Here is a 22,713-nt window from a genome sequence, read left to right on the forward strand (position 1 = left end):
CAAAATCCAGCTTATTATCTGTTTTACTTTAATTATATTTTTGTCGAACTTCAGCAATCCATTCCGGAAGTTTTTTAGATAGCGATATATTATGTTTTAACAGAATACCCGCTGTTTTATTTGTCGCTTTTCCAAAATCTACACTACGAGTAATATCTTCTCTGTATGGAATCACATCAGGTTGTGAAATAGAATACGAACGCACGGATTTTAATAATAATTCGTTATTTATTCCCCATTCACTAGCGAATATATCTACCTCTTTTTGTAGCTTATCATCTTTCCAAATTTCAAAAGCCTCGTCAAAATTTAAATTCCCGCTTAAATTTCCGGAAACGAGTTCCGTATCAACGAATTCTTTTAATAATTTAGCTTGTTCAAATTCACCCATATTACTTAATTCTTGAATTTGTTCATAAATAATACGGCGTGTTTCATTATCGACTGTTTGCACACCATTAGATGTGATAACTTTGGAACCGATTAAACTAAGGATATGATTCGCATCAATTACTTGTGTTCCAGCTAACTTCGTTTTTCCAACGAGTGTATTAATTGTTGTTGGAGTTTGTGTCGTTCCTTCTTTCCAAGTTAAGTTCCTATACGCACCAATATATTGTAACCAAGTGTGTTCATCAATACCGAAACTTACGTCATCCCACTTAAATTCATAATATTGTTCCACTAAATTTAATTGTTCAGCCGTATCTTTAAAAGCAAGAATAAACACTTCTTTTTGTTCTTCATCTCGTTCAAGTGTCTGCCATTCAGTAGGATTTGGTAATGTAGGAATCATCTCTGCAACTTTTAAAGCCAATTTATTTACAGCAGTTTCATAGGTATCAACAATCGCCTTGCTACTCTTACCGCCACTTCCATACAGCTTCAATGCGACTGTTACTAATTCCTCAGTAATTCGAGGATATTGGAAATTGATAATTGTCCCGAATTCCTTATTTGAACCAAATACACGATTAGTTCGTGAATAAGCTTGAATTAAATTTTGAAGTTTAAGCGATCTATCAACATATAATGTATTTAAACGCTTAGAATCATACCCTGTCAGTAATTGGTCAGCTACAATCACAAGGTCTATATTTTTAGGATTTCGCCCACTACCACCTCTCGTAGCACGTTCTACGACATCTTCAAAGTAAGCATCCTCACCATGTTTTTTATCCTCCGCAATGAATTGGATACCTGTAAATGTAGCGTAATCTGTAAACATGCCCTTCACAATTTCCGGATCAAGCGGTGTAGTATCATTTTCGTTCCCAAAACTAAATGTCATTGCCACATTTAAGTTTTCTTTACGTTCGGCTAATTGTTTTTTGAATTCATTGTAATAAGCAATGACACGAGGTTTATAAGCAACTGTCAAAATAGCATTGAATTCTCTACCTTGTGATTGTGATTCCCAATTATTCAAAATTTCTTCTACTACACGCGGGATATGTGTTTCATCTTGATATATTAGTAATTCACGTTTTACAGCTTCCTTTTCGAGTTCAAGTTCGGACATTTCTTGTACTTCGCGTTCAATTTCTCTGTCAGTTAAATGAGGTTTTTCGGCCTTTATATCTTCTGCTATTTGCTCTCTTAAATCTTCATAACTTTTGAATTCCCCTGTGTTTATATAATCAACATGGAAACCTAATACGTTTTTATCAGCAATAGCTTCATCGATAGTGTATTTATGTAATTCCGGTCCGAATAACTTTTCCGTTGTATTGATGACTTCACTTTTTTCGTTTATTTTCCCTTTTATATTATTTTCATCAAATAAAGGTGTACCCGTAAAGCCGAAGAAAAGTCCATTTTTCTTGAAATAACGCTTAATAGTTCCCATCATCTGTCCCATTGTTGTACGATGGGCTTCATCAATGATAAAAATAATTTTCTTTTCGGATAAACTAGCATCACTCGATTCTTCTAACTCTTTAACTAAGGTATTTAATTTGAACGTAGTTGTTACCACAATACCTTTTTTAGCAGATTTGAGTATCTTTTTTAGTTGATATGTATGTTTTGTATCATCAACAGAAACAGGCTCATACGCAGCGTAGGCTTTAAAGTTTTCGCTAGTACGATTGTCGAGTTCACGTCTATCTACAAGGAAGATTACTTTATCAAAACCAGCTCTTGTGGATAAAAATAATGCGGTTTTGAAACTCGTAATCGTTTTACCCGAACCCGTAGTATGCCAAACATAACCACCATGCGGTAATTTCTCTTTATTATCCCAACCAAATGCAGCACCTTCTACCGCCTGTAAAGCGTGTACTTGATAAGGGCGCATTAACATATGTCGTCTATTTTCTTCATCACGAGCTTCATCAATTACTAAATAATCTCCAATCATCTGATGTGCCATCGGAATCATTAAGAATTGTCCGATCACTTTTTCCCAATCATTGACGATATGATTTTCTTTATCGGACCAATGAAAAATAAAACTTTGATTAAAATCGTTAATAGTTTTAGGTGTCGCAAAATATCGAGTAGCAATTTCAGATGTCATTACCATCATCTGTGAAAAAGCCATAAAGTTGTTACTGTATTCGCCATCACGATAATAACGCATGAATTGTCCGAACGCTTCATCTAGCGTTTTATCTGTGCGTTTTTGCTCGATGTTGATTAAAGGTAAACCATTAATCAACAGGACTATATCAAATCGGTTGTTATTCGGTGTTTGCACTTCTCGTGCAATTCGATAACTAGAATCTCCACCTCGTACCGCAGCCTTTTTAAAAATCGTCAATGTGATTTGTTTTCTCGTAACATCTGGATGATCATCACGATAAATACCATCAATCTTTCCTGTGGATTCTTCGATAGCTAAAATCTTCGCAGCTTCATAGCTATTATTAATTTGATTAACTTTCGCCACGACTTGTTTAAATTCGTTATCCGTCAATTCCACGCCTTCCAACATATCAGCATTTATACGGTTTAATTCACTTCGCCAGTGATTTATTAAATCATTAACAGTAATTTTTTGTTTATTACCGTCCAAAAAATCCGGTGCTTCCCATTTATACTTTTCTAATTCTTTTACAAATTTCTCTTGAAAAATTTTTTCTGAAGCGCTTTTCGGTGCATTGCTCATGACATACCCCCCATTCTAAATAAACATTTCATTTAAATAAGCTTTTTTCAAATTTTGCAGTTTTTCTAACTTGCGTTGATGCAGAACAATGAGATTACTTAAATTATCTAAGAAAGAAGCTATCTTATTCTGTTCTTCTATACTTGGATAGGAAACAGGAATATTTTCTAATTTTGTGTAATATAAATTTGATACATTCCCTCCCTCGACACGTTTTGCAAATTCATATTTGAAAAGGGCGTTGAACATGTATGCAGTAAATAATGGATTTTGTTGTGTGTTGTAAACTGAAATCATTTCGCCTATTGCAACTCCAGGTATGCTAAGCCAACTACAATTTGCGAAATCTAATGGATCTTCGCCTACACGGGGAACAAGAACTTCGTTTCCGGTACTAAATTTCAAATTTTCTCTTGGAATATTTGTAAAAGAATAAATTGTATCAATTTTTTCTTTGTGTTTCGTATAAAGTTCTCCATATCTTACACATGGCGTTGTTGCATCCGATGTTACTGACCATTTTGGAGCGCTTTTTCCATAATAGAAATAGCCAAATTCCCCAATAGTACCTTGTTTCCATGCACCAGTAAATCCTGCAAATCTCCTTTTTGGCTCAAGGTCACCCTCATTGGGAAATAGTTCAGACAGATAAGCAAATTTTAAAGCTTGAGCTTTTTCTAACTTACGCTTTTGAAAAATGATATTGTTCTCTAATTCTTCAAAAAATCTACCAATTTTATTCTGCTCATCATAATTCGGAACCTTGATTTGTAATCCTTTGACAATCGAGCCTGATAAGTTCCCTTGACCACCTTGGAGATATTTATCTAAAATTTTATGTTTTTGACTGCGTAGCAATTGCATAATAAATTTTGAATCATATCCTTCTATTGGCTTAATTGCTAATATTGCTTGGTTAATTGCACCATTAATTTTTGATATTCCAGCTTCTCCACTAGTTGCACCATACATCGCATAAAGTATATCTCCAACTTCAACCATTTTTGCAGATGATGAATTAAGAGCTTTCTCAGATATAAAAAGTTCAGTACTATCGCTGTTAATCTCACCAGAACGAATGAATGGGATATCACCATCGTAATATTCAGATCTACCTACTGATGGTGTACCACCCGAATAAGAATTGGTTATTTTACCCAACTCACACTGTTCCCAACTATTAGTGTTTTGAAACTCTTGAAATCGTCTTTTGGGTACTAAATTATTTGTTTTCGTCATGATATCACCACCAGTTCTTTCAGCATTACTTCAAATGATGATTCCAAGTTTCGACTTTGCTCGTCAATCACCGATAAAGTATCTGCATAACGATCATGTAGCATTTTTAATGTGTTTAATTCTTTTTTAAGTGGCATTTCTACCAGATTAACTATCATAGCTACTGTGTTACCAAACCATTTTTCATACATCAAGCAATCAATTTCTTCATCTGTTAGAATTAAAATCCGTTCTTGTACCGCTTCTTTAAGTGCTTTTTCCTCGATTTTAACAGCCTTATTAAGTGCTGATTTATTATCTATTAATTGACTGACTTTTTTTAATAGTTGATATTCTACTGTTTCTTTGCTTGCTGCTTTTAACTCTGCTTTTACAGCTTTACTCTCAAAGACCTCTCCCGCTTCATTCAACGTATCGCCTAAAGCATTGGCTTCATCACTATCTTCAATCTTTGCAGCATCTACCAATTCGGACAATTCTGTTTCGATTTTTTGAATTTGTGTTTTCTTTGATTCAATTTCTTCTACTTCTTGACTAAATAAATGTTTTTTAATCAACTCATTCGGTACAATACTTCCTACCCAACCGTCTTGTTCTTCACGTTTTTTATTTCCTGTTCCTTTTGTAACCATATTCGGCTCACGAGTACGTCCTACTGTATAGAAATCACTTAGTTTAATAAGTTCTGTATCATGCGTTAGTGATTTTTTCCAAATTTCAGCTACAATTTGATAGCCGTCATACACATCAATATAATCAAATGTAGATAAAATTTCTTTAATTTCAATAAGCATTTTTTCCATCAAATGTGTCAAATTCGTTTGGTCATCCACGTTTCGTAAAGTATCCCAATATTTATCGATATAAACATTCGCTTTATCTTCCACTTTTTTTGATAGTTCAATAATTCGTGCGTCGTTTAAGACATCGACTGTTATGTCATCCACTGATTTTATCAGTCCAACATAGCCTTCACGAACTTGTTTCAAAGACTGTCCCAAAATATCAGACACCATAGATTGTAAAATTTTCAAATCAGCTATATTTTGTTGAGGAATACCTCCAAAAACATGGGCATCTACATCTTGTGGTATTTCTTCGTCAATCGACTCAATATAACGAGGGATGTTCAGATTGTATTGATTTTCAAGTATTTCTTTACGAGTAGCTAAATGGCTATAACCAGCTTCTTCTCTACGTTCCACATACGTATCCACGATTTTAGCAATATCTTTTTCCTGTAACACATTTTGCTTTCCTACTTTGATAAAGCCACGAGAAGCGTCAATAAGTAGCACCGAATCATTAATTTGACGATTTTTTTTCAAAACAAGGATAGCTACAGGAATGCTTGTATTCGTAAATAGGTTACTCGGTAAACCAATGATGGTATCAATGTAATTTTTCTCAAGTAAACGTTCACGAATTTCACCTTCCGCGCCCCCACGGAATAACACACCATGAGGCAATACGATAGCCATCGTTCCATTTGTACCTAAGTGGAATAATCCATGTAAAAGGAAAGCGAAATCTCCTTTAGAATCGGGTGGTAATATGCCCGCTACTTCAAAACGAGGGTCACTTACTTTTAAATTCGATTTATTCCATTTTTTAGCAGAATAAGGAGGATTCATAACAACCGCATCAAATTGTACACCTTCGTTTGGACGGTCCGGATCTTCCGGCCAATCATGTGATAGTGTATCGCCATTTTTAATCGTCATTTTATCCGGACGTACACCATGAAGTAGCAAATTCATACGCGTTAAGTTATAAGTCGCTGTATTTTTTTCTTGACCATAGTAATTTAAGTTCGCTTGAGCATCTTCGCTTAAATGTTTCTTAACTGTTAGTAGCAACGAACCCGAACCAACAGTGGGGTCATAAATCGATGTAACCTTTGTTGTTTTTGCTACAATTTGTGCCATAACCTCACTAACTTGATGAGGTGTATAGAACTCACCCGCCTTTTTCCCCGATTCCATTGCAAACTGACCTATAAGGTATTCATAAGCATCACCAAGAATATCCCCTTTTTGTAATGCCACCATGTTTAAATCTGAAAATAATAAAATAAGTGCTTTAATATTTTTACTACGTTCATTTAAGTTACTACCTAAAGCTGTATCTGTTAAATCCAACGTTGAACTTGAAAATAAGCCTTTAAAGTCATCTGCATCATTCGAAACGGCAATAGTACGCTCAAAATTATTCAAACTATCTGTTACTTTTTGAACTTCAAACTCACCCGAATCAATATCTCGTAACCACGTCTGATATAGATACGCAGGAGTTACATAGTAACCAAGTACGTCTTGAATCATTTTTTCTAATTCTTCTCCATACTCTTCTTGCGCTTTTTTATATTCATTAACCAATTCCGATTCCGATATTTGCCCTAAACCGCTGGCTGTTCTGAATGTTTCTAAAGTTTTATCACTAAGAAACTTATAGAACATTAACCCAAGCATATAATCTTTATAACGGCTTGCATCCATTGAACCACGAAGTTCGTTGGCTCCATCCCATAATCTGCGTTTAATTTCTTCTGATGTAATCATATAAACCTCCATTTAACTTCCTATATAAATTTAATATTTTAATGAAATAATTTATTTTTATAACATTATCTTAATGGTACTGAGTGCGAAATATTTATTGATTTTTATATTTAAAGTTTCTTTAGAAATAAGAACCCATATTTTTTAGAGTTCTTATTTCTAATATTCAAAACTTAAAAAGTCTTAAAAGCTTTAGTTAACCCTATTTTCTCATAAAGCTCATAATAATTGGAACTATATTTTTCCTTCGCCTGCTGAATCGCTCTTTCCAATTCCTTATCAACCTCTTCAAACGCTGCTCCTAATCTATTTTGCATTTCAGCATCTACTTTAGGAACAGGAATCGATTCAATGTCTTTAACACTTAATACTGCCACAACAGTACCTTTCTGCTTAGAGTTAATATAATACGTACCAATTGGGCTTTCTAAAAACGACTTAATAAAGTACGAATTCACGTTATTATTAGGACGAATAACGATAAAGTTATGCGAAGCAATAAGCTTTTTATCTAATGCTGGCACGATGGCAATTTTAATTGCTGTGCCTCGGCTAGATAATAAAATATCTCCCTCTTTTACTTCATACCCATTCGCCTTATCTCGCTCTAAATCGATTGTATTTAACTGCTGGAACTGAATTTTACCATCTTGTACATCAGCCAATTGTAGCAAGTGATACTCCCCTTCTTGCTGTTCTAAATCTTTTTTTGGTGGTGTATTCATTCCTCTAATGATAGTGGCCAATTCTTTCAATTCAGCCTTTGGAGTAGAATCATTTTCATACGTATTTTTGTTTACTAAAACATTGCCAAAAATACTTTCTACATTATCCTCAGTAAAGTAATGTGCAATATTTAAGTTGGCATCTTCAATTTCTTCAACTGAAACAAACATGCTGTATTGCTTCATTTCTTCAGCATTGTGATACGCACTAATGATTTTTTCTTGAACCTCTGCTCTTAAAACGTTTTGACCTCGTGTTTTTTCAATATGGTCTTGTGCATTAATGAATTGAATTTTGCCTTTTCTTTCAACAGACTTCTTTTTATTTAAAATAAGAATCGCTACAGGGATGTTAGTAGTAAAGAATAAGTTTTGAGGAAGGCCAATGATTGCTTCAATTAAATCTTCCTCTAAAAGAGCTTGTCGTATTTTTTTATCCGCACCACCTCTAAATAACGTACCATGTGTAACAATCAGCGCTGCTTTACCATCTTCCTTTAATGACGCGATAGCATGCTGTACAAATGCCATATCTGCATTAGAATTGCTCGGAATACCATATTTATATCGATTGTATAAGTCGTACTCAGCTCTTTCACTTCCCCAATTCTTTAACGAAAATGGGAAATTCATCAAAACATAATCAAATTTCTTTAACTGACCTTCAACAAAAGCAGGTTCCGATAATGTATTTCCTAAAGCATATTGATGATCAACACCATGAATAATTGAATTCATTTTCCCTAATGCGTAAATTGACGGATTAATTTCTTGTCCGTATAAACAAACGTTTTGCCCGTGTTTCTGTGCGTATTTAGCTGCTTCTGTTAATAGCAGCGCTGCACCAGCTGTTCCATCATATACTTCTCCGCCTCTTATATTTAAAAGTGATGGTAATAATTCCGCCAACGATTTCGGCGTTAAAAACTCGCCGCCAGCTTTACCTTCTTGTGAGGCAAAGTGATATAACATCTCTTTAAAGGTTTCTGGTGTTACTGGAATTTGATTGATAACCGATATTAAATATTCAACTGTTTTTTCATCTAGCTTTGTTACATGTTCGATTGCGAATACTTGCTGTAATCCAGGATTAGCTTTTTCAATTTCTATAAAAGCATTTATTAATACCGATTTTAAATCCTGTCTTTGAAAAACGATGTTACTCCATTTTGCTGCTTCACTAACTACAAATTTTTTTTCAATTTCAATTTGCTTCAGAGTCATTGCTGATCCTATAACATGTTTGTATTCTAAAACATCAATATGACCCTTTAACACATTTGTAAGCTTTCCAAAAGCTATGTTTAAATCACCCATAATTACCTCCCAATCCAATTACCCTAAAAAGTAATTGGATTAATTTATTTTTATTGATAAAAAAAGAGAAGCTATATTAGCACCAACTTTTTTCTGCCTTGATAATAAGATAACAGACAATTTTATAAAAGTAAATACATTTTATAGAAAAAATAATAATTAATTTAAAAAGTAATCCAATTAACTTATATTTTGTGGGGTATTAAGCTACAAAGCTTCAATCGCTGTTGTACTTTCATATTAGTTTTATATTTCAAGGTTCATATCCATATAATTATTTAGATTAAACAATCGAAGGTTCTTTTATATACACTACTTTCCATCCCTTTTTCTCCAGCTCTTCTATATCCAATTGGTTCACACCATCGCTAAGCATAATAGATGGGTAGGTCTACTCATTCCCACGTATGCAACTTTCAAAGCTTCCTGCGCGGTCTTTTGAGCAGCAACTTTTTTTTCGTATGTTCCTTTTATGAACGGAATGATTTTTTCCAGATCACATATTTAATTAAAGTAAGTCTCTAAATATAATGTTGCTGTATGCGTTTCCCCTTTCCCCCCATGTACAGTATCTATTTCAACCTCAATATCTGAATAATTTGATGAAGGTACTTGGCACCTGGGCTTAAATCTAGTAACATGTAATTGTATATTTAACAAGATGAAATCTGGAATATCGTAGAAAGTCTTCGGCATGAAGGTGGAATTGGACTGATATAATTTTACCCTTATAATTACAATATATCTTCTAGTTTATTCTGTGATATGACTATTTTAATAGTCACTTCTTGTAATCCTAAATGTTCACTCAATTCAGGTATACTCATTTGTTTCTCATATAACTTCATAATTTCTTGAGCAATTATTGCTTTTCTTTGCCTTCGTTCTATATTATTACGTTCTAAAATCCGATAAACCTCGGTTTTACTAATACCAAACTCCTTAGCAATAGTCGGTGCGCCCAATTTTTCCATTATATACATTTGAATAACCTTTTTCTCTACTACTGCCCTTCCTAACTTCTGAATGCTATTCATCTATATCACCTTTTTTATATGCATTTGAAAGCCTACTCTTTTTATCTTCCCTATATAATGTACTTCCGTCACTATACAGGATATCATTTAGCATTTTGAGCTTATCTATCCCTCGAACATATACTCTAAATAACCATGTTTGATTAGGTTTCTCAAGATTTAATTTGGGTTCCAAACCATATTCTTGGAGAATATCATAAAATGCTAAAGCAAAAGATTCACTAGCAGTAACGAAACCAGCTTCTCTTTTTGAAAAATGTCCGTCCCCGTCAAAAAGCGCTCTTAACATAGAAGGGATTAAGACTTCAGGAACTTTTGGCATCTCCAAAGTTTTAGATTTATTTGGATGTAACTTATAATTTTCCATTAATGAACGGACCATTTTTTTGCTTCTAACAATTAGGGAAGGAACACCGTTACCATATTCATAAATAATATGTTCATCTGCACCCATTTCTACTGCAACCTTTTTAAGCAAATCATAATCTTTTTGTATGATGGAGAAACCTAGAAGATCTTTATGTATGGTTCCATCCGTTTGTATAAGTGCAACAATATACATGACGCTTGGATTTAATGAATCAAAATAAGCTTCATTTATTATATGCTTTCTAGGTTGCCTTCTTATCGAAACAAAATTCTCTCTTAGGATTTGCAACACCGAATCACCAGATATACCATACATCTTCCCTATTTTAACTGCAGATATTTTTGGAGAAGATTTATAAATAGATATAATCTCCTTAACTTCGACGCTTGAAAGTTCTATTTTGGGATTTCTGTTCGGATAAATACCATATTTACCCAATATTCTGTATATGGTACTTCTAGCTTTGTAATGAGACTGTTTCACAATATCCTCCACTGACACTCCAGAATAATAAAGTAAAATAATTTCCTCTTTAGTAAGAACCTTACTCATAAGCAGTACCTTCCCTAACTCGTATGATTTACTTTAAGTATGAGTAAAGGTTATATAATTTATTCAATCGTTTTAACCATTCACCTCAATGATACACAATTCTATTTTGTATCATTCGTCAAATAGCCATGAACCTTGATATATCAAGCTTTCGAACACTTTATTAAAAATTTATATAATCCTGTATTCTAATGATACATAACTATCGAATTTAATATAAAAAGAATCATTGGAGGTTGAATAGAGTGGAATTTGTAGAACCGATTCGTGATCGTAAAAAAATTAATGATATGAAGAAATATTTACAAGGGAATAAGCGGGACTAATTATTTTTTGTACTTGGAATTAATTCTGCACTACGCGTTAGTGATTTGTTAAACTTAAAATTTGAAGATTTGATAAATGAAAAGCTCACACCACTCGAGCATATAAAATTGAAAGAAACAAAAACAGGAAAACATAATAAAATTGCGATTTCGAATGGTGTAAAAAAAGCAATCATCAGCTATGTCCAAGATTTTTATAAAGGAAATTTAGAGGACTATGTGTTTTATAGCCGAAAAGGTAAAAATAAGCCCCTTCAAAGAGCGATGGCATGGAAAATAATTAAAAGCACTGCTGATGCGGTTGGAGTAAAAGACATTGGCACTCACTCATTACGAAAAACCTGGGCGTATCAAAGCTTTAAAGCTGGAACTGATATTGTTATTATTCAAGATATGCTCAATCATAGTTCTGCTGCAATTACGCTTCGGTACATTGGTATTACACAAGACGAAAAGGATCGAGCTATACTCTCATTAGATTTATAAATTAATAAACCTTTTATGCTTTGTTCGTAATATCTGGAAACCGTTAATAGCATCTATGATAATTTTTTTAACAAATATTTAGCTAGGTAGTTAAAATGATTGTTAACAGGCGTTAAAATATAGTTAGGTTCAATATTATACTTTTTGATTTAACTAATTGAATATCAATTGATAGACCTTTTGGGTCATATACTTTGAAAAAATCATCTACTATGATGCGTGGTTACGAATGAATCGTACTGTATCGTAGTAGATGTTTTTTTATATTTATCAATTTAAAGAGAGGATGAGTGCTAGAAATGAAAAAGTTTGAGGTTGTAAAGCGATTGGTTGAAAAGGATGTGCATGTGGCATCTATTAAGGCGAACTCATTAGATGAAGCACAAATGATTTTTGACAAGTCTTATCGTAATGAGAAAGAATCGATGAAGCGCGGGGATGCCATGATTATTGCTGAGGTAGATGGTGATGTTGTATTTGATAACAATCATCGACTAGTAGTTACAAGTGGCAATATGAATATGTTTTATAAGTTTTAATTCAAAAAACGGCTCCTGCAATTAATGCAAGAGCTGTTTTTTATTTAGTAAATAAGTTCAACAAATTCAATGTTACTAGATAGTTGCTTTAACAAATCTTCAATTTCAGGATAATTCTCACTACCATGCAGACGCTGCAATAGTTGCGGTGGATCATCTTGATAAAATATGATTCGCTCAAGTCCCTGGAATTTTAGTTTTTGTACTTCATTTTTCTTTTTAATCCTCGCTTCATTTGTTAAAAATTGTTGAAAGTTTGTATAAGCTGAAGAATCAAATGTATTACTAATATTCGCATAGATGATCTTGTATGCATTATTGTTTATAGCAAGTGCAAACAATAGCTGTTCGGATGATAATTTACTGTATCGTTGCATCTGTGGATAATCTTCTAGCTGCGCTTTTGTGCTTAAAAATTGCTTTGCTGTAACTTCAAGTTCCTTTCGCTGCATCTCAAAGCGCAATGTTTGCTCTAATTTGTTCAATGGTGTGAGTAAAAGTCGAACATCTACATCATTTGTATGCATTACTTTTAAATATGCAGATAAAAGGCTAGACCATCGTCGCTTTACGCCTCCATTGTGTTGCTTCGTATCTGTAACAAATAAAATTGCTTTCATCGGCAATGGTAACTTTTGTTGCTTTAAATAATCGAAGTAATGCTTATAGTTATTAAATTTATTTAAGAGCTTTGAATGGCTTTCTGTAGCTTTGTCAATTTCGATCCAATAAATGTCGCCATTTGGTAAAACAATTTCAGCGTCCGGCCGAATTTTTGTTTGTTTATTACCTACTGAATATTCAACGGAACAATACATCGAAAGACGATGCGTAATATGCTCATCCTCAAAAAAGTTCCAACGTAAAATATTAAAGAAATCGATAAGTGATAAATGATGCTCAACTTGCATTTTCGGTGGTGCATAAATTTCATAGGGTAAGTCTGCTTGTGATTGCTGTTGATTGTCATCTGAAAAGATATAGCCAGTTCCGGCTGCTCCGATATCAATATTTAACAGATCTTTAGCTGTATCTAGCCCGAGTGTTGTTAACCAATATAACGAGCCAGGATGCAGTGGATCATTTACTTTCTTCGAAGCTACAAGACCTTGATTTTTCAATTTGCTTAAATAATTGTGAATGCTAGATTTCTGAGTATTCAGTGGTAGCTGTACTTCATAGTACATTTGCGTTAATTGCAACGCTGTCATCCCTCGATAATACATTAAAAATGCTAAAATCTTCATCGAGCAATGAGTTAGTCGATAGTCATGAATTATACTCATGAGATGTCCTCCTTCAAATAAAAATATTTTAATTAAGTCAGGTTTGTTGCGAAGCGTTTAGAGCTAGATAAAAGATTGCGCGCTAATCTTGCTATCTAGCGATATTCACGAGCTAATTCACTTACATTTATTCAATGATTTTTTGAATGAACGAATCACTAGTTGATTTGCTTAGTGACTAACACGGTGAATGTTGTAACGCTTTTTAATATTCTAATCTGTCCTGCTTAATATTCGAATAGATGATGAAAGAAAAATAAATTAATTTAGACTTAGAATATAGGTACATTGCGTGTATATTGATTTATGAAATCCTTCATCAAACTGATGCAGGATCTACAAAGGAGGATGAAGTAAATGCGAACAGCCGGAGAAATTGTAATGCATTTAAATGAAACACGTTGCAATATTTATGAGTTGAGTGAGCGACTGGGATTAGGGAGAACAACATTGCGTGCAAGGCTGCTAAAGCTTGGATATGAAGAGCTTCAAGATGGTATTTGGGCGTATCAAGGTGATGATTTATTAGAATCCGCAGATGTAGACGTAGTAACTAGCAAGCGTGTTGTTGTAGCTAAAGAAGTACCCCGCCCTGAAGTACCCAAGCCGAATTTAAGTATTCATGATGCTTTGATGGACCTTGATTTAACTGAAAATGAGAAGAGAACTACTATTTCTCTTCGAAGTCATCATCTTGAAATGATGAAGACATTAGCTGATAATACCCGTCTCCGATTAAATGATGTGTATTCATTAGCAATTGCACAATTATTAGAACGTTATGCTATGTATTTAAATGCTGAAAAGGACAAGTCTTGATGACTTGTCCTTTTTATTTGGTATTTGTATCCATCTTAATACCATGCTTAAAATTGAACTTTTGACAAATTCTAATAGAAGTTCACTTGATTGATTTTCAACATTTTGCTGATTTAAATACTCCTTTTCTGATTTTTAATATTTACTTTCCAAGTCAAAGTAATCTTAAAACTAATATTATAAACTTTATTTTTATTATTTCCGAATTAGCTATTAGAATACGATTCTTCTTAGTGTAGAATATTAAAAATTTTTAGGAGGAATATTACAATGAATCATGATCAACTATTAATTGAGGCATTTTCTGCTGAAAAACTATTATTCGATACACTATCTTTAAATCATCAATACCAGCATTTCTTCTATTTCAATGATGAAGGCGATTTGAAAACAACAAATGAGAAATGGCCTGAATTAAAGAAATTCGATAAATCAGGTAAATTAGAAATTCTGGCTTATGATCTATTATTAAATTTAGTTAAGTTGGCGAAATTCAAACGAAAAATTCAACTCAAACGTGGTGAAGTCTATACTAATTCACGCCTAATAACGAAATCATCTGCAAAAAATTTAAATACATTATTACAATATCTATATGATAAAAACTATGTGATTTTACAGAAAAATGCGCGACAACGATACATTGTCGTTAATCCATTAGCTTGCAAGTTTTTTTCTTAAATTAGGCTATTATTGAAGCTACAACGAGCTATTTAACTCCCCTCGTTGTAGCTTTTTTGTATTTCAATAACGATTGGATTTGATAATATCTAAAAGTTTACATAATTAAAGTATTGAAGTAATAATTCAACCAACAAAACTACTAACCGACTCTAATTAAAACACCCATTAAACATGGTCTACATTGTTACTAAATGCATGCAATATGAAATCCTTCATTTAATATTCCTCTCTAAATTGGCAAACATACTATTTGTTTCAAAGTATTCACCTAACCCTAAAACGCATGTTAGCACTTCCGTAATAGTCGTTTAAATGGCTACCTTTCAAAATCTAAGTACCTAAATCATAAAATTGTTACTTTGATATGCTACCTAAATAAACACTGATCAACAACATGTAATTATGTATTTTATTTAAAAAGTAACAAAGTAGCATTACAATTTGTTTATTTAATAAAAAATAATTATCTTGTTCACTATTTCCAAACCTAATATTAAATCATTAAGGTACTTATTAAACTGTTACTTCACTACTTTGATACTTTGTGACATATTTTATTGAAAATATGATTATTGCGGATGAAAAAAGACCATTAGTGCGTTACATTAAGCCATTCAATGCGAACAAATGAGCCACTTCGTGAGGGCATAGAGCCAAAACTTAGATTCATTGGGAATAAAGAGATGAAGCTAACTCGAACGAATTCGCGCTTTATACCGAGAAACGGGCAAGGTAGCCTCGATTAGCAGAGCTTGCATATGTTCAGTTGGTTCTCTACTCTGGCGCAAGAATCATGCCCACCAAGGCTCGATGATAAGCCATTTGAGCTTACCGTAAGACCTAAAGAGACCGGGAAATCCCCTGCTAAATATGAGGATGGTATAGTACTCCGCAACAGGTGGCTCAAATATTCGTATCGGTATCTTAAAGTTCCCCACTGCTGGCTCAAATACACCGCAGTACTCAAATTAAAAAAGCAGCTCATTCGCTGCTTTTAAAGATGTTCGTTATCAATATGTGACGGTTTATTCATTGTAAAGTGTTGGAAGAATTCCGGGATATCTTGGTGCTGCAAATCGAAGTTCCAAACTCGTAAATTTTTGTTTCCAATTTTCTTTTGAGCGCTAAAATTCGGCAAGAAATAGGTCAATGTCTTAACATCATTTGAAACCTGATTTTTTGATGTATATATAGTATTGAGTCTTGAATCCTGTAGTGCCGACCAAGCATCCCCAAATGCCAAACTTAAAATTTTTGGATTCTTATAAATATCGTATTCAACTTTATAATGAACACCTTCAAGTAATACACCTTTGCTTGATAAATAAGCAATGTTTGCTAAATAATTTGTCACGTTTTTATTTTCATCTGCAACTAGATAAGCATTAATCATTTCTTTAGTAGCGAAAGTGAATAACTCTTGTAAAAATTGATCTAAGGTTAAATCGATATCAAAATAAACTTCTATCTTTTCTAGAAACACCTTTATTCCAGCTAATAGAATAGCATAGTTCGTTTTTACTCGTGATTGTACCTTTTCATTTAGAAATTGATCAATTAAAACTTCGTAGCTTTTAAACTCATTTTTAAAAGTACTACACCAATTTTCAGAGTCCTTCATCATTACTTGTCCAAGATATAAAATTAAATCCTTGTTTCGTTTAACATGATTAAAAGCTTCTTTATCATGAACGAAGCTTGCCGAGTCTACTAAAATCGACCTTGTATATAGCGCACTATTACTTGTGCTTATTTCTCCAGATAATAATAGTCCACATCTGATAGGAAACTTATGCACTTTAAAAATATCCTTATCTCCACGGTGCTGGCTTTTCCGATTGAAATAGGCCTTCAATGGAGCTTCATGTTTTTTATAAAAGCTTGTACTTCCATCATCCTGTGCCTCATCATATCCGAAAATTAAATGTGAGTAATACGAAACCTCTTTACGTAAAACATCGATTTTTTCAGGTGGAGATACAAAATTCACTTCAACTCCTGCAAATTTAGAAAGAATACTTAAATATTCCGTTTTTCCTGAGTGAGTAATACCTGAAGGACTGTAAAAAGGAAATTGATTGGTTAATTTTTCAACTAAATTTACTTGCATCGTAGCAATTGTGAAGCCGATTCCAAGAAAAATATTATAGCTATACATTTTAAATAATTTGTTCAAAATTAACTTCACTTGTTCTCCATCAAACTCTTTATCAATATACTTAGCATTTAGATATAAATTATCCAACAGTTGTTTATTTAACATAAAACTTTTTTTTGGAGTAAAGAAAATTCCATCCACATCTGGAAAGATGACATTCCCTTCATAAAATGCAAATGTCGGAAACACCCATAGCCCATTAGATTTTTCAGAATCCTCGAACTCATGATATCCAACAAAATTAAGTTCGATTACCTCGTTACATTCAAAAGCTTCAATTAAATACTCATTCAAATAATCGAGTTTGTATTGATTGCCCAGCCAAGCAAAATCACCTTTACTTCTAACAAATTGACGAAAAAGCCTATTACTAGTTAATATTGTTGCGTTCATTAATACATTAATACTTTCTTTTTTATTTTTTAATTGCATACGATAATATATTTCATTATCATTCTGCCGGATCTTATAAAGTGGTTTTAAAATAAAATTACTAATTTTAACCGGGCTGTATTTTTCCGGATCTTTATATGTCATGTAGTCTTTTTCATATGCAATTGGGCTATAAAATCCTTTTTCTTCTGCTTTTTTATCATCGATGTTACTATTGCCCTCAGTATCTTCATCTGATAGTTTAGACTTTAATTCCTCAAAAAAAGCTAACGCCTCAGGTCCAACTTCTGCCACTTTAGTTGGATTAACTTCTACATCACTTAATTTGTTTTCCCCAACGTTATTTAAACTTTCTAAATGAGTCGTAGTAGCTTTACTTTCTATTAAGTCATTTTCAATTACATCCACTTCCGTTGTTTGAATTTCATTAGATTTTCCCATCTGATATTACCTCATTCCAAAATTATTTGAAACACTATAACAGATGATTTCAATCGTTTTAACTTCCATTTTATTTTTTTCTTAATTTATTTTAATTCCAAAAAAAAGTTGTTTCTATTTTTGTTTGCTACTTAAAATATTCCGATTCAGTGAGTAATATATTTCAAATTGATTGGAAGGAGTAACACAAATGAATGAACAAGACTTAAATGCATACCTTGAAAATTTCAAAAAGGAGTTAATCGAGGTTATTGAACAACAGCTAAACAAACCAGAAAAACAGTTATTAACATTTCGAGAAGCTGCCGAATACGTTGGTGTTTCCTATAATACGTTCCAAAAATTCCGCTATAATGGACTGAAATTTTTCGAGGTAGATGGAATTAAACGTATTTACAAAAAGGAATTAGATGAATTCATCAAAAATAATAGCCTATAATACTAAGGAGGACTCATAATGGCACGTACTAAAAATAAAGCAATTAAAAAATATAAGCTTAAAAACGGAGAACTTCGGTATATGTTTAAAGTCTACCAAGGCATGGATTCAAAGACAGGAAAACGTCGGGAAACAACACGTCGCGGATTCCTAACTTATCGTGAAGCAGAAATCGAATATGAAAAATTAAAAGCAAATGGTCGCAAAAATATTTTCGTGAACAACCTCACATATCAAGACATTTATGAGGATTGGTTAAAGATTTATAAAAAAGGCAATCTTCGACCCACTACCGTACAAAAAACTGAACAATATTTTAAAAACCATATTTTACCTCAATTTGGTCATTTAAAAATCACTAAAATTGATTATTATATTTGCTTAGAAGCTGCTTACGTCTGGTATGAAAAGTTAAAATATAATAAAAAAATTGAACATTATGCTAACAAAGTTTTCGTTCACGCTCTTAATGCACGATTCATAGATTATAATCCCTTGCTACCCGTTGAAACACCTATTAAAAAACTTAAAACTAACACGATTGATTATTATACTCGACAAGAACTTATAGATTTTTTAGAATCCGCTAAAAACGAGTCATTAAAGAAATATGCGTATTTACGAACTATTAGCTATTTAGGACTTCGTCGAGCTGAAGGATTTGCCTTAATATGGTCTGATGTTGACTTCGATAAAAAAATGATTTCAATTAATAAAGCTGTGACTAGAGATTCTGAAGGTAAGCTAATTTTAGGACCAACCAAAACTGGCGAAGAACGTATATTACACGTAGATGATAAAACACTAGAAATTTTAAAGGAATGGCGCACCTTACAGACCGATGTCCTTGGAACACTTGATACCGAGCAACTTATTTTCCCTAATAAATTTAACGAAATCGCCTATCCATCAAAAGCATATGATTGGTGTTCACAAATCGTAGAAAAATATAAACTAAAATACATCAATCCCCATGGACTCCGCCGTACTCATGCAACTCTATATCGGGTAAGTGGTGCTGATTACTATGACACTAAGAGACGTTTAGGGCATTCTTTTAATGATGTGACTTCTAAGTCCTATATCATGGAAGCTGAGGAACTAAAATATGAGGCATTTATGAAGTTTGTTATGTATATGAATTACTGATACTTGTAATTCATATACTCAAACGAACTATATTGGAGAATTAACCACCTCGAATATAGTTCGTTTCTGAATTTACAATATCAATCTAAACAAACGGTGGGTACTTTCCTTCTATATATTATAAAATTCAAATACCGTATATTTGTATTCTTTAGTTTTTGCTTATAGATTTTAAATAATCGTACATTTCATCTATTAATTCTTCTAAAAGATCCTTACTACGCTTTTTAATTCCTAAAATTTCTTTACTTTTTTTCAAAGAGTACTTTTTGTGAACTACTTTATTTCGCACCTTTAATATTTCTGAACCATCTAATGTCTTACCAAATTCAAATTTGTCATTTAAAGCTTCTTCCAGCTCAATAACTTTATTTAACTTTTTTTCATTATCTTTGACTTTACTTTTAAATGATTTCTTATACGTTTTTTCGTATAGTTCCTCTAAAGCTTGTTCAACAATAGCATATACTTCTACTACAAACGAGGCATATTTTCTATCTTTACGCTTTTTATCAATTTCTTCTCTTTCTAACTCATTTAATGTTTTTAAGAACTCAATATCAATAAGATGTGATTGATTCTTTTTTGGCTTTTTCTTGCGTCGAGTACTTTTTACTAAGCTCCCGAAATCTTCCTCTAAATAAGCTAAATCGTTTAATGCAATTTTTAAAATTTTCATAAATACCCGCACCTTCCTATTAGTTTTGTTGACGAATTTCCTCTATAACTTCATCAGCTATATCGCAAATCTGACTTAACAGATCTTGATATTCCGATTTTTTTTCATGAATAAAATCTTTAAATTTTGCAATAGGGAAAAATTTTTCTTCTAAACGCTCATCATATACAGACATGAAATAGTTTTTTTCACTGTCGAATGCATTTACTATCAATGTTATAAATTGAAACCACAATTGCTCATGCTCATTTACTTTTATTTCAAGTAGTTTCTTCAGATCCTCGTCAAATGAAATTTCAAATCTAAAATACTTATTAGGTAGCATCTCCCAAAGTGTCGCTAATACAAATCGCCACTCAATAGGTTCTATTTCTATAGGTATATCCCTCAAAAGAGGTTGAATTGTTTCATTATAATGAACACTAAATTTCTGTGGGAACATATAAATAATACTTTTAGCATTCCAAACATCATCTAATTTTAATTCAGTTAATATACTGTCTAATAGTTCAAGATATTGTTTGGTAAAGTCTTGCTGAAAAAAATATTTATCATCAAAATCATTTAAAAATTCACTACCTTTCACCGCTGATTTAAAATGCTCAAATAGTTGCGAAAATTCCTCTGTTGTTTCAAATTTCACACGTTCTTCGAAATAGAAATCATTTTTCTGAGCCATCAACAATAGGTCATGTATTATTGAAGCTTTTGATTTATCTTTAATTTTGGATAAAGTACTAATAACTTCATTATCCGATGCCCAAACCTTATAGCTTTTCGTTTCAGCAGACTCATCAACAAATAAAAATAAATTACTCAAGTATTTCATTTTACCCCTCCAGTACTCTTTCCACAAAAATACCACTAAGAGAAAATAATATCAACATTTTTCTACAAACTATACACTAAAAGTAGAAATTTATTTCTACCTCGAATACAGAAACAACATTTAACATTTGTCATAGGCAAAAAAAAATATTAAAATAAGCTTGTAGGAAATATTCCTACACTCCTGTCTCCGTAAGCCTACAGGAGGAATAACTAATGAGCAAAAAAAATCCTATCCAGGAGTATACCTACAAAGATGGTAGCAAACGCTTTATGTTTAAATTTTATTTAGGTACGGACCCATTGACTGGTAAACCATTAAGCACTACTCGTCGCGGTTTTAAGTCTCGTAAAGAGGCCCAAGATGCTTTTAAGCAGCTTCAATTCGAAGTGAATACAAACTCGTATAAAAAACGTCAAGCAGAAACTTATCGCGACATTTATGACATCTGGGTTGAGCATTACGAAAATACTGTTGAAGAAAGTACGTATGTAAAAACGATGAGTATTTTTAAAAATCATATCTTACCTAAAATGGGCGATTATAAAATAGATAAAATCGACATCGCTACATGTCAAAAGCATGTAAATGAATGGTCAAAGAAATTAGTTCATTTTCGTAAAGTAAAGGCTTATGCTGCAAAGGTATTAAACTATGCTATTAAAAATGGTTACATTGATAAAAATCCTTTTGACTTAGTTGAAATGCCGAAACCTAAAAAGCATATTTCGTTAGAGGATGATGATGAATTTACTAACTTTTATGAGCGCGGGCAGTTGCTTCAATTACTTGATGCTTTCAAGCAAACTAGTTCTCTAATGATCTATACACTCTTTCACCTTCTTGCATTTTCAGGTATGCGGAAGGGTGAAGCATTAGCTTTAACATGGAATGACATTAATTTCGAGGAAAATGAAATTCGAATTAATAAAGCAATTTCCCGTGGTCGAGATAGTCAGCTCTATTTAAAAACCACTAAAAATGGGGTTATTCGTACGATTAGCATGGATCAACAATCAATGAACTTACTTGCTGCATGGAAAGAGGAACAGGCTCAAAAGTTTAAGACGAAATCAGCAAATAAACAACTTGTTTTTACTAATCGAAATAACGAATTCATTCAGCCGGTCCAAACGCAAAAGTGGCTTCACCAGATTTTTCAAAAGTTTGCTCTTCCTAAAATTACAACACATGGTTTACGCCATACACATTGCTCTCTTTTATTTGAGGCTGGGGCAAGTATTAAGGAAGTTCAAGAACGTTTAGGTCATACTGATGTGAAAACGACTATGGACATTTATACACACGTTACGAAGAAAACTAAGGCTAGCACTGTTGATAAATTCGAGGCATATTTAAAAAACGACTAAATGCTGACCTAAAAATGACCTAGTTTGACCCAAAAATGACCCAAAATAAGTTGAAACTCTATGAAACATTTTGAAAATCAAAAAGTGCCAAAACCCTTATATATCAAGGATTTTGACACTTCGTGAAATCATATGATGATTGTTTTATGAAGACGGCGGGAGTCGAACCCGCGTTCAAAGACTTCCATACATAAGCTTCTAC

General features: G+C 32.8%; 17 protein-coding genes. 7 read left to right on the top strand and 10 right to left on the bottom strand.

The window, feature by feature from the left end; genetic code table 11:
• Window positions 1-28: 28 nt before the first annotated feature.
• The 6 genes from MKZ17_RS12395 to MKZ17_RS12420 form a co-directional block, all read right to left on the bottom strand.
• Window positions 29-3,112 (bottom strand): type I restriction endonuclease subunit R, EcoR124 family, encoded by a 3,084-nt coding sequence (locus tag MKZ17_RS12395; RefSeq protein ID WP_340724045.1) that lies wholly within the window; start codon window positions 3,110-3,112, stop codon window positions 29-31.
• Window positions 3,113-3,127: 15 nt separating this feature from the next.
• Entirely contained in the window at window positions 3,128-4,351 is a 1,224-nt protein-coding gene (locus tag MKZ17_RS12400; protein ID WP_340724046.1) for a restriction endonuclease subunit S, read from the bottom strand.
• Window positions 4,348-6,912 carry a type I restriction-modification system subunit M gene (locus MKZ17_RS12405; protein WP_340724047.1) on the bottom strand — a complete coding sequence of 855 codons (2,565 nt, stop codon included), beginning with the start codon at window positions 6,910-6,912 and terminating at the stop codon, window positions 4,348-4,350. The genes MKZ17_RS12400 and MKZ17_RS12405 overlap by 4 nt, the downstream gene beginning before the upstream one ends.
• Before the next feature lie 173 nt (window positions 6,913-7,085).
• Complete coding sequence (locus MKZ17_RS12410) at window positions 7,086-8,954, bottom strand: N-6 DNA methylase (RefSeq protein WP_340724048.1); 1,869 nt, start codon at window positions 8,952-8,954, stop codon at window positions 7,086-7,088.
• A 734-nt stretch (window positions 8,955-9,688) separates the two neighbouring features.
• Window positions 9,689-9,991, bottom strand: a complete 303-nt coding sequence (locus tag MKZ17_RS12415) for a hypothetical protein (protein ID WP_340724049.1) — start codon at window positions 9,989-9,991, stop codon at window positions 9,689-9,691.
• Window positions 9,984-10,913 (bottom strand): LAGLIDADG family homing endonuclease, encoded by a 930-nt coding sequence (locus MKZ17_RS12420; protein WP_340724050.1) that lies wholly within the window; start codon window positions 10,911-10,913, stop codon window positions 9,984-9,986. Before MKZ17_RS12420 ends, MKZ17_RS12415 begins: the two co-directional genes overlap by 8 nt.
• A 344-nt stretch (window positions 10,914-11,257) precedes the next feature.
• Between MKZ17_RS12420 and MKZ17_RS12425 the strand changes: the two genes are divergently transcribed.
• Both MKZ17_RS12425 and MKZ17_RS12430 read left to right on the top strand, forming a co-directional pair.
• Entirely contained in the window at window positions 11,258-11,725 is a 468-nt protein-coding gene (locus MKZ17_RS12425) for a tyrosine-type recombinase/integrase (RefSeq protein ID WP_340725551.1), read from the top strand.
• Window positions 11,726-12,024: 299 nt separating this feature from the next.
• On the top strand, window positions 12,025-12,264 hold the full coding sequence (locus MKZ17_RS12430; protein ID WP_340724051.1) for a hypothetical protein: 240 nt from the start codon (window positions 12,025-12,027) through the stop codon (window positions 12,262-12,264).
• Window positions 12,265-12,308: 44 nt separating this feature from the next.
• On the opposite strand, the gene MKZ17_RS12435 is transcribed toward MKZ17_RS12430, so the two are convergent.
• Window positions 12,309-13,550: a replication-relaxation family protein gene (locus MKZ17_RS12435; RefSeq protein ID WP_340724052.1), complete on the bottom strand. Its 1,242-nt coding sequence runs from the start codon at window positions 13,548-13,550 to the stop codon at window positions 12,309-12,311.
• A 357-nt stretch (window positions 13,551-13,907) separates the two neighbouring features.
• Here MKZ17_RS12435 and MKZ17_RS12440 point away from each other — a divergent pair, with 357 nt between their 5' ends.
• Window positions 13,908-14,369, top strand: coding sequence for a hypothetical protein (locus tag MKZ17_RS12440; RefSeq protein WP_340724053.1), 462 nt, complete (start codon window positions 13,908-13,910; stop codon window positions 14,367-14,369).
• 270 nt (window positions 14,370-14,639) lie between these two features.
• Window positions 14,640-15,050 (top strand): hypothetical protein, encoded by a 411-nt coding sequence (locus MKZ17_RS12445; protein WP_340724054.1) that lies wholly within the window; start codon window positions 14,640-14,642, stop codon window positions 15,048-15,050.
• A gap of 997 nt (window positions 15,051-16,047) precedes the next feature.
• On the opposite strand, the gene MKZ17_RS12450 is transcribed toward MKZ17_RS12445, so the two are convergent.
• Window positions 16,048-18,045 carry a hypothetical protein gene (locus MKZ17_RS12450; protein ID WP_340724055.1) on the bottom strand — a complete coding sequence of 666 codons (1,998 nt, stop codon included), beginning with the start codon at window positions 18,043-18,045 and terminating at the stop codon, window positions 16,048-16,050.
• A 190-nt stretch (window positions 18,046-18,235) separates the two neighbouring features.
• Between MKZ17_RS12450 and MKZ17_RS12455 the strand changes: the two genes are divergently transcribed.
• Together MKZ17_RS12455 and MKZ17_RS12460 are read left to right on the top strand one after the other, a co-directional pair.
• Window positions 18,236-18,484 (top strand): helix-turn-helix domain-containing protein, encoded by a 249-nt coding sequence (locus MKZ17_RS12455; protein WP_340724056.1) that lies wholly within the window; start codon window positions 18,236-18,238, stop codon window positions 18,482-18,484.
• A gap of 18 nt (window positions 18,485-18,502) precedes the next feature.
• A complete protein-coding gene (locus tag MKZ17_RS12460; RefSeq protein ID WP_340724057.1) occupies window positions 18,503-19,633 on the top strand; it encodes a tyrosine-type recombinase/integrase in 1,131 nt (376 codons plus the stop codon).
• Window positions 19,634-19,784: 151 nt separating this feature from the next.
• Here the strand turns inward: MKZ17_RS12460 and MKZ17_RS12465 are convergent, their stop codons facing one another.
• Together MKZ17_RS12465 and MKZ17_RS12470 are read right to left on the bottom strand one after the other, a co-directional pair.
• On the bottom strand, window positions 19,785-20,312 hold the full coding sequence (locus MKZ17_RS12465; protein ID WP_340724058.1) for a hypothetical protein: 528 nt from the start codon (window positions 20,310-20,312) through the stop codon (window positions 19,785-19,787).
• A 19-nt stretch (window positions 20,313-20,331) separates the two neighbouring features.
• Window positions 20,332-21,141, bottom strand: coding sequence for a hypothetical protein (locus tag MKZ17_RS12470; RefSeq protein WP_340724059.1), 810 nt, complete (start codon window positions 21,139-21,141; stop codon window positions 20,332-20,334).
• Between the two features lie 215 nt (window positions 21,142-21,356).
• On the opposite strand from MKZ17_RS12470, the gene MKZ17_RS12475 reads away from it, so the two are divergent.
• Window positions 21,357-22,511, top strand: coding sequence for a tyrosine-type recombinase/integrase (locus MKZ17_RS12475; RefSeq protein ID WP_340724060.1), 1,155 nt, complete (start codon window positions 21,357-21,359; stop codon window positions 22,509-22,511).
• Window positions 22,512-22,713: the final 202 nt, after the last annotated feature.

Origin of the sequence: Solibacillus sp. FSL R7-0682 (genome assembly GCF_038005985.1) — a bacterium.
Taxonomy (GTDB): Bacteria; Bacillota; Bacilli; order Bacillales_A; family Planococcaceae; genus Solibacillus.

Coding starts and splice junctions, on each gene's coding strand:
- MKZ17_RS12395 (WP_340724045.1), bottom strand. CDS start 3,112: ATGAGCAATGCACCGAAAAGCGCTTCAGAAAAAATTTTTCAAGAGAAA.
- MKZ17_RS12400 (WP_340724046.1), bottom strand. CDS start 4,351: ATGACGAAAACAAATAATTTAGTACCCAAAAGACGATTTCAAGAGTTT.
- MKZ17_RS12405 (WP_340724047.1), bottom strand. CDS start 6,912: ATGATTACATCAGAAGAAATTAAACGCAGATTATGGGATGGAGCCAAC.
- MKZ17_RS12410 (WP_340724048.1), bottom strand. CDS start 8,954: ATGGGTGATTTAAACATAGCTTTTGGAAAGCTTACAAATGTGTTAAAG.
- MKZ17_RS12415 (WP_340724049.1), bottom strand. CDS start 9,991: ATGAATAGCATTCAGAAGTTAGGAAGGGCAGTAGTAGAGAAAAAGGTT.
- MKZ17_RS12420 (WP_340724050.1), bottom strand. CDS start 10,913: ATGAGTAAGGTTCTTACTAAAGAGGAAATTATTTTACTTTATTATTCT.
- MKZ17_RS12430 (WP_340724051.1), top strand. CDS start 12,025: ATGAAAAAGTTTGAGGTTGTAAAGCGATTGGTTGAAAAGGATGTGCAT.
- MKZ17_RS12435 (WP_340724052.1), bottom strand. CDS start 13,550: ATGAGTATAATTCATGACTATCGACTAACTCATTGCTCGATGAAGATT.
- MKZ17_RS12440 (WP_340724053.1), top strand. CDS start 13,908: ATGCGAACAGCCGGAGAAATTGTAATGCATTTAAATGAAACACGTTGC.
- MKZ17_RS12445 (WP_340724054.1), top strand. CDS start 14,640: ATGAATCATGATCAACTATTAATTGAGGCATTTTCTGCTGAAAAACTA.
- MKZ17_RS12450 (WP_340724055.1), bottom strand. CDS start 18,045: ATGGGAAAATCTAATGAAATTCAAACAACGGAAGTGGATGTAATTGAA.
- MKZ17_RS12455 (WP_340724056.1), top strand. CDS start 18,236: ATGAATGAACAAGACTTAAATGCATACCTTGAAAATTTCAAAAAGGAG.
- MKZ17_RS12460 (WP_340724057.1), top strand. CDS start 18,503: ATGGCACGTACTAAAAATAAAGCAATTAAAAAATATAAGCTTAAAAAC.
- MKZ17_RS12465 (WP_340724058.1), bottom strand. CDS start 20,312: ATGAAAATTTTAAAAATTGCATTAAACGATTTAGCTTATTTAGAGGAA.
- MKZ17_RS12470 (WP_340724059.1), bottom strand. CDS start 21,141: ATGAAATACTTGAGTAATTTATTTTTATTTGTTGATGAGTCTGCTGAA.
- MKZ17_RS12475 (WP_340724060.1), top strand. CDS start 21,357: ATGAGCAAAAAAAATCCTATCCAGGAGTATACCTACAAAGATGGTAGC.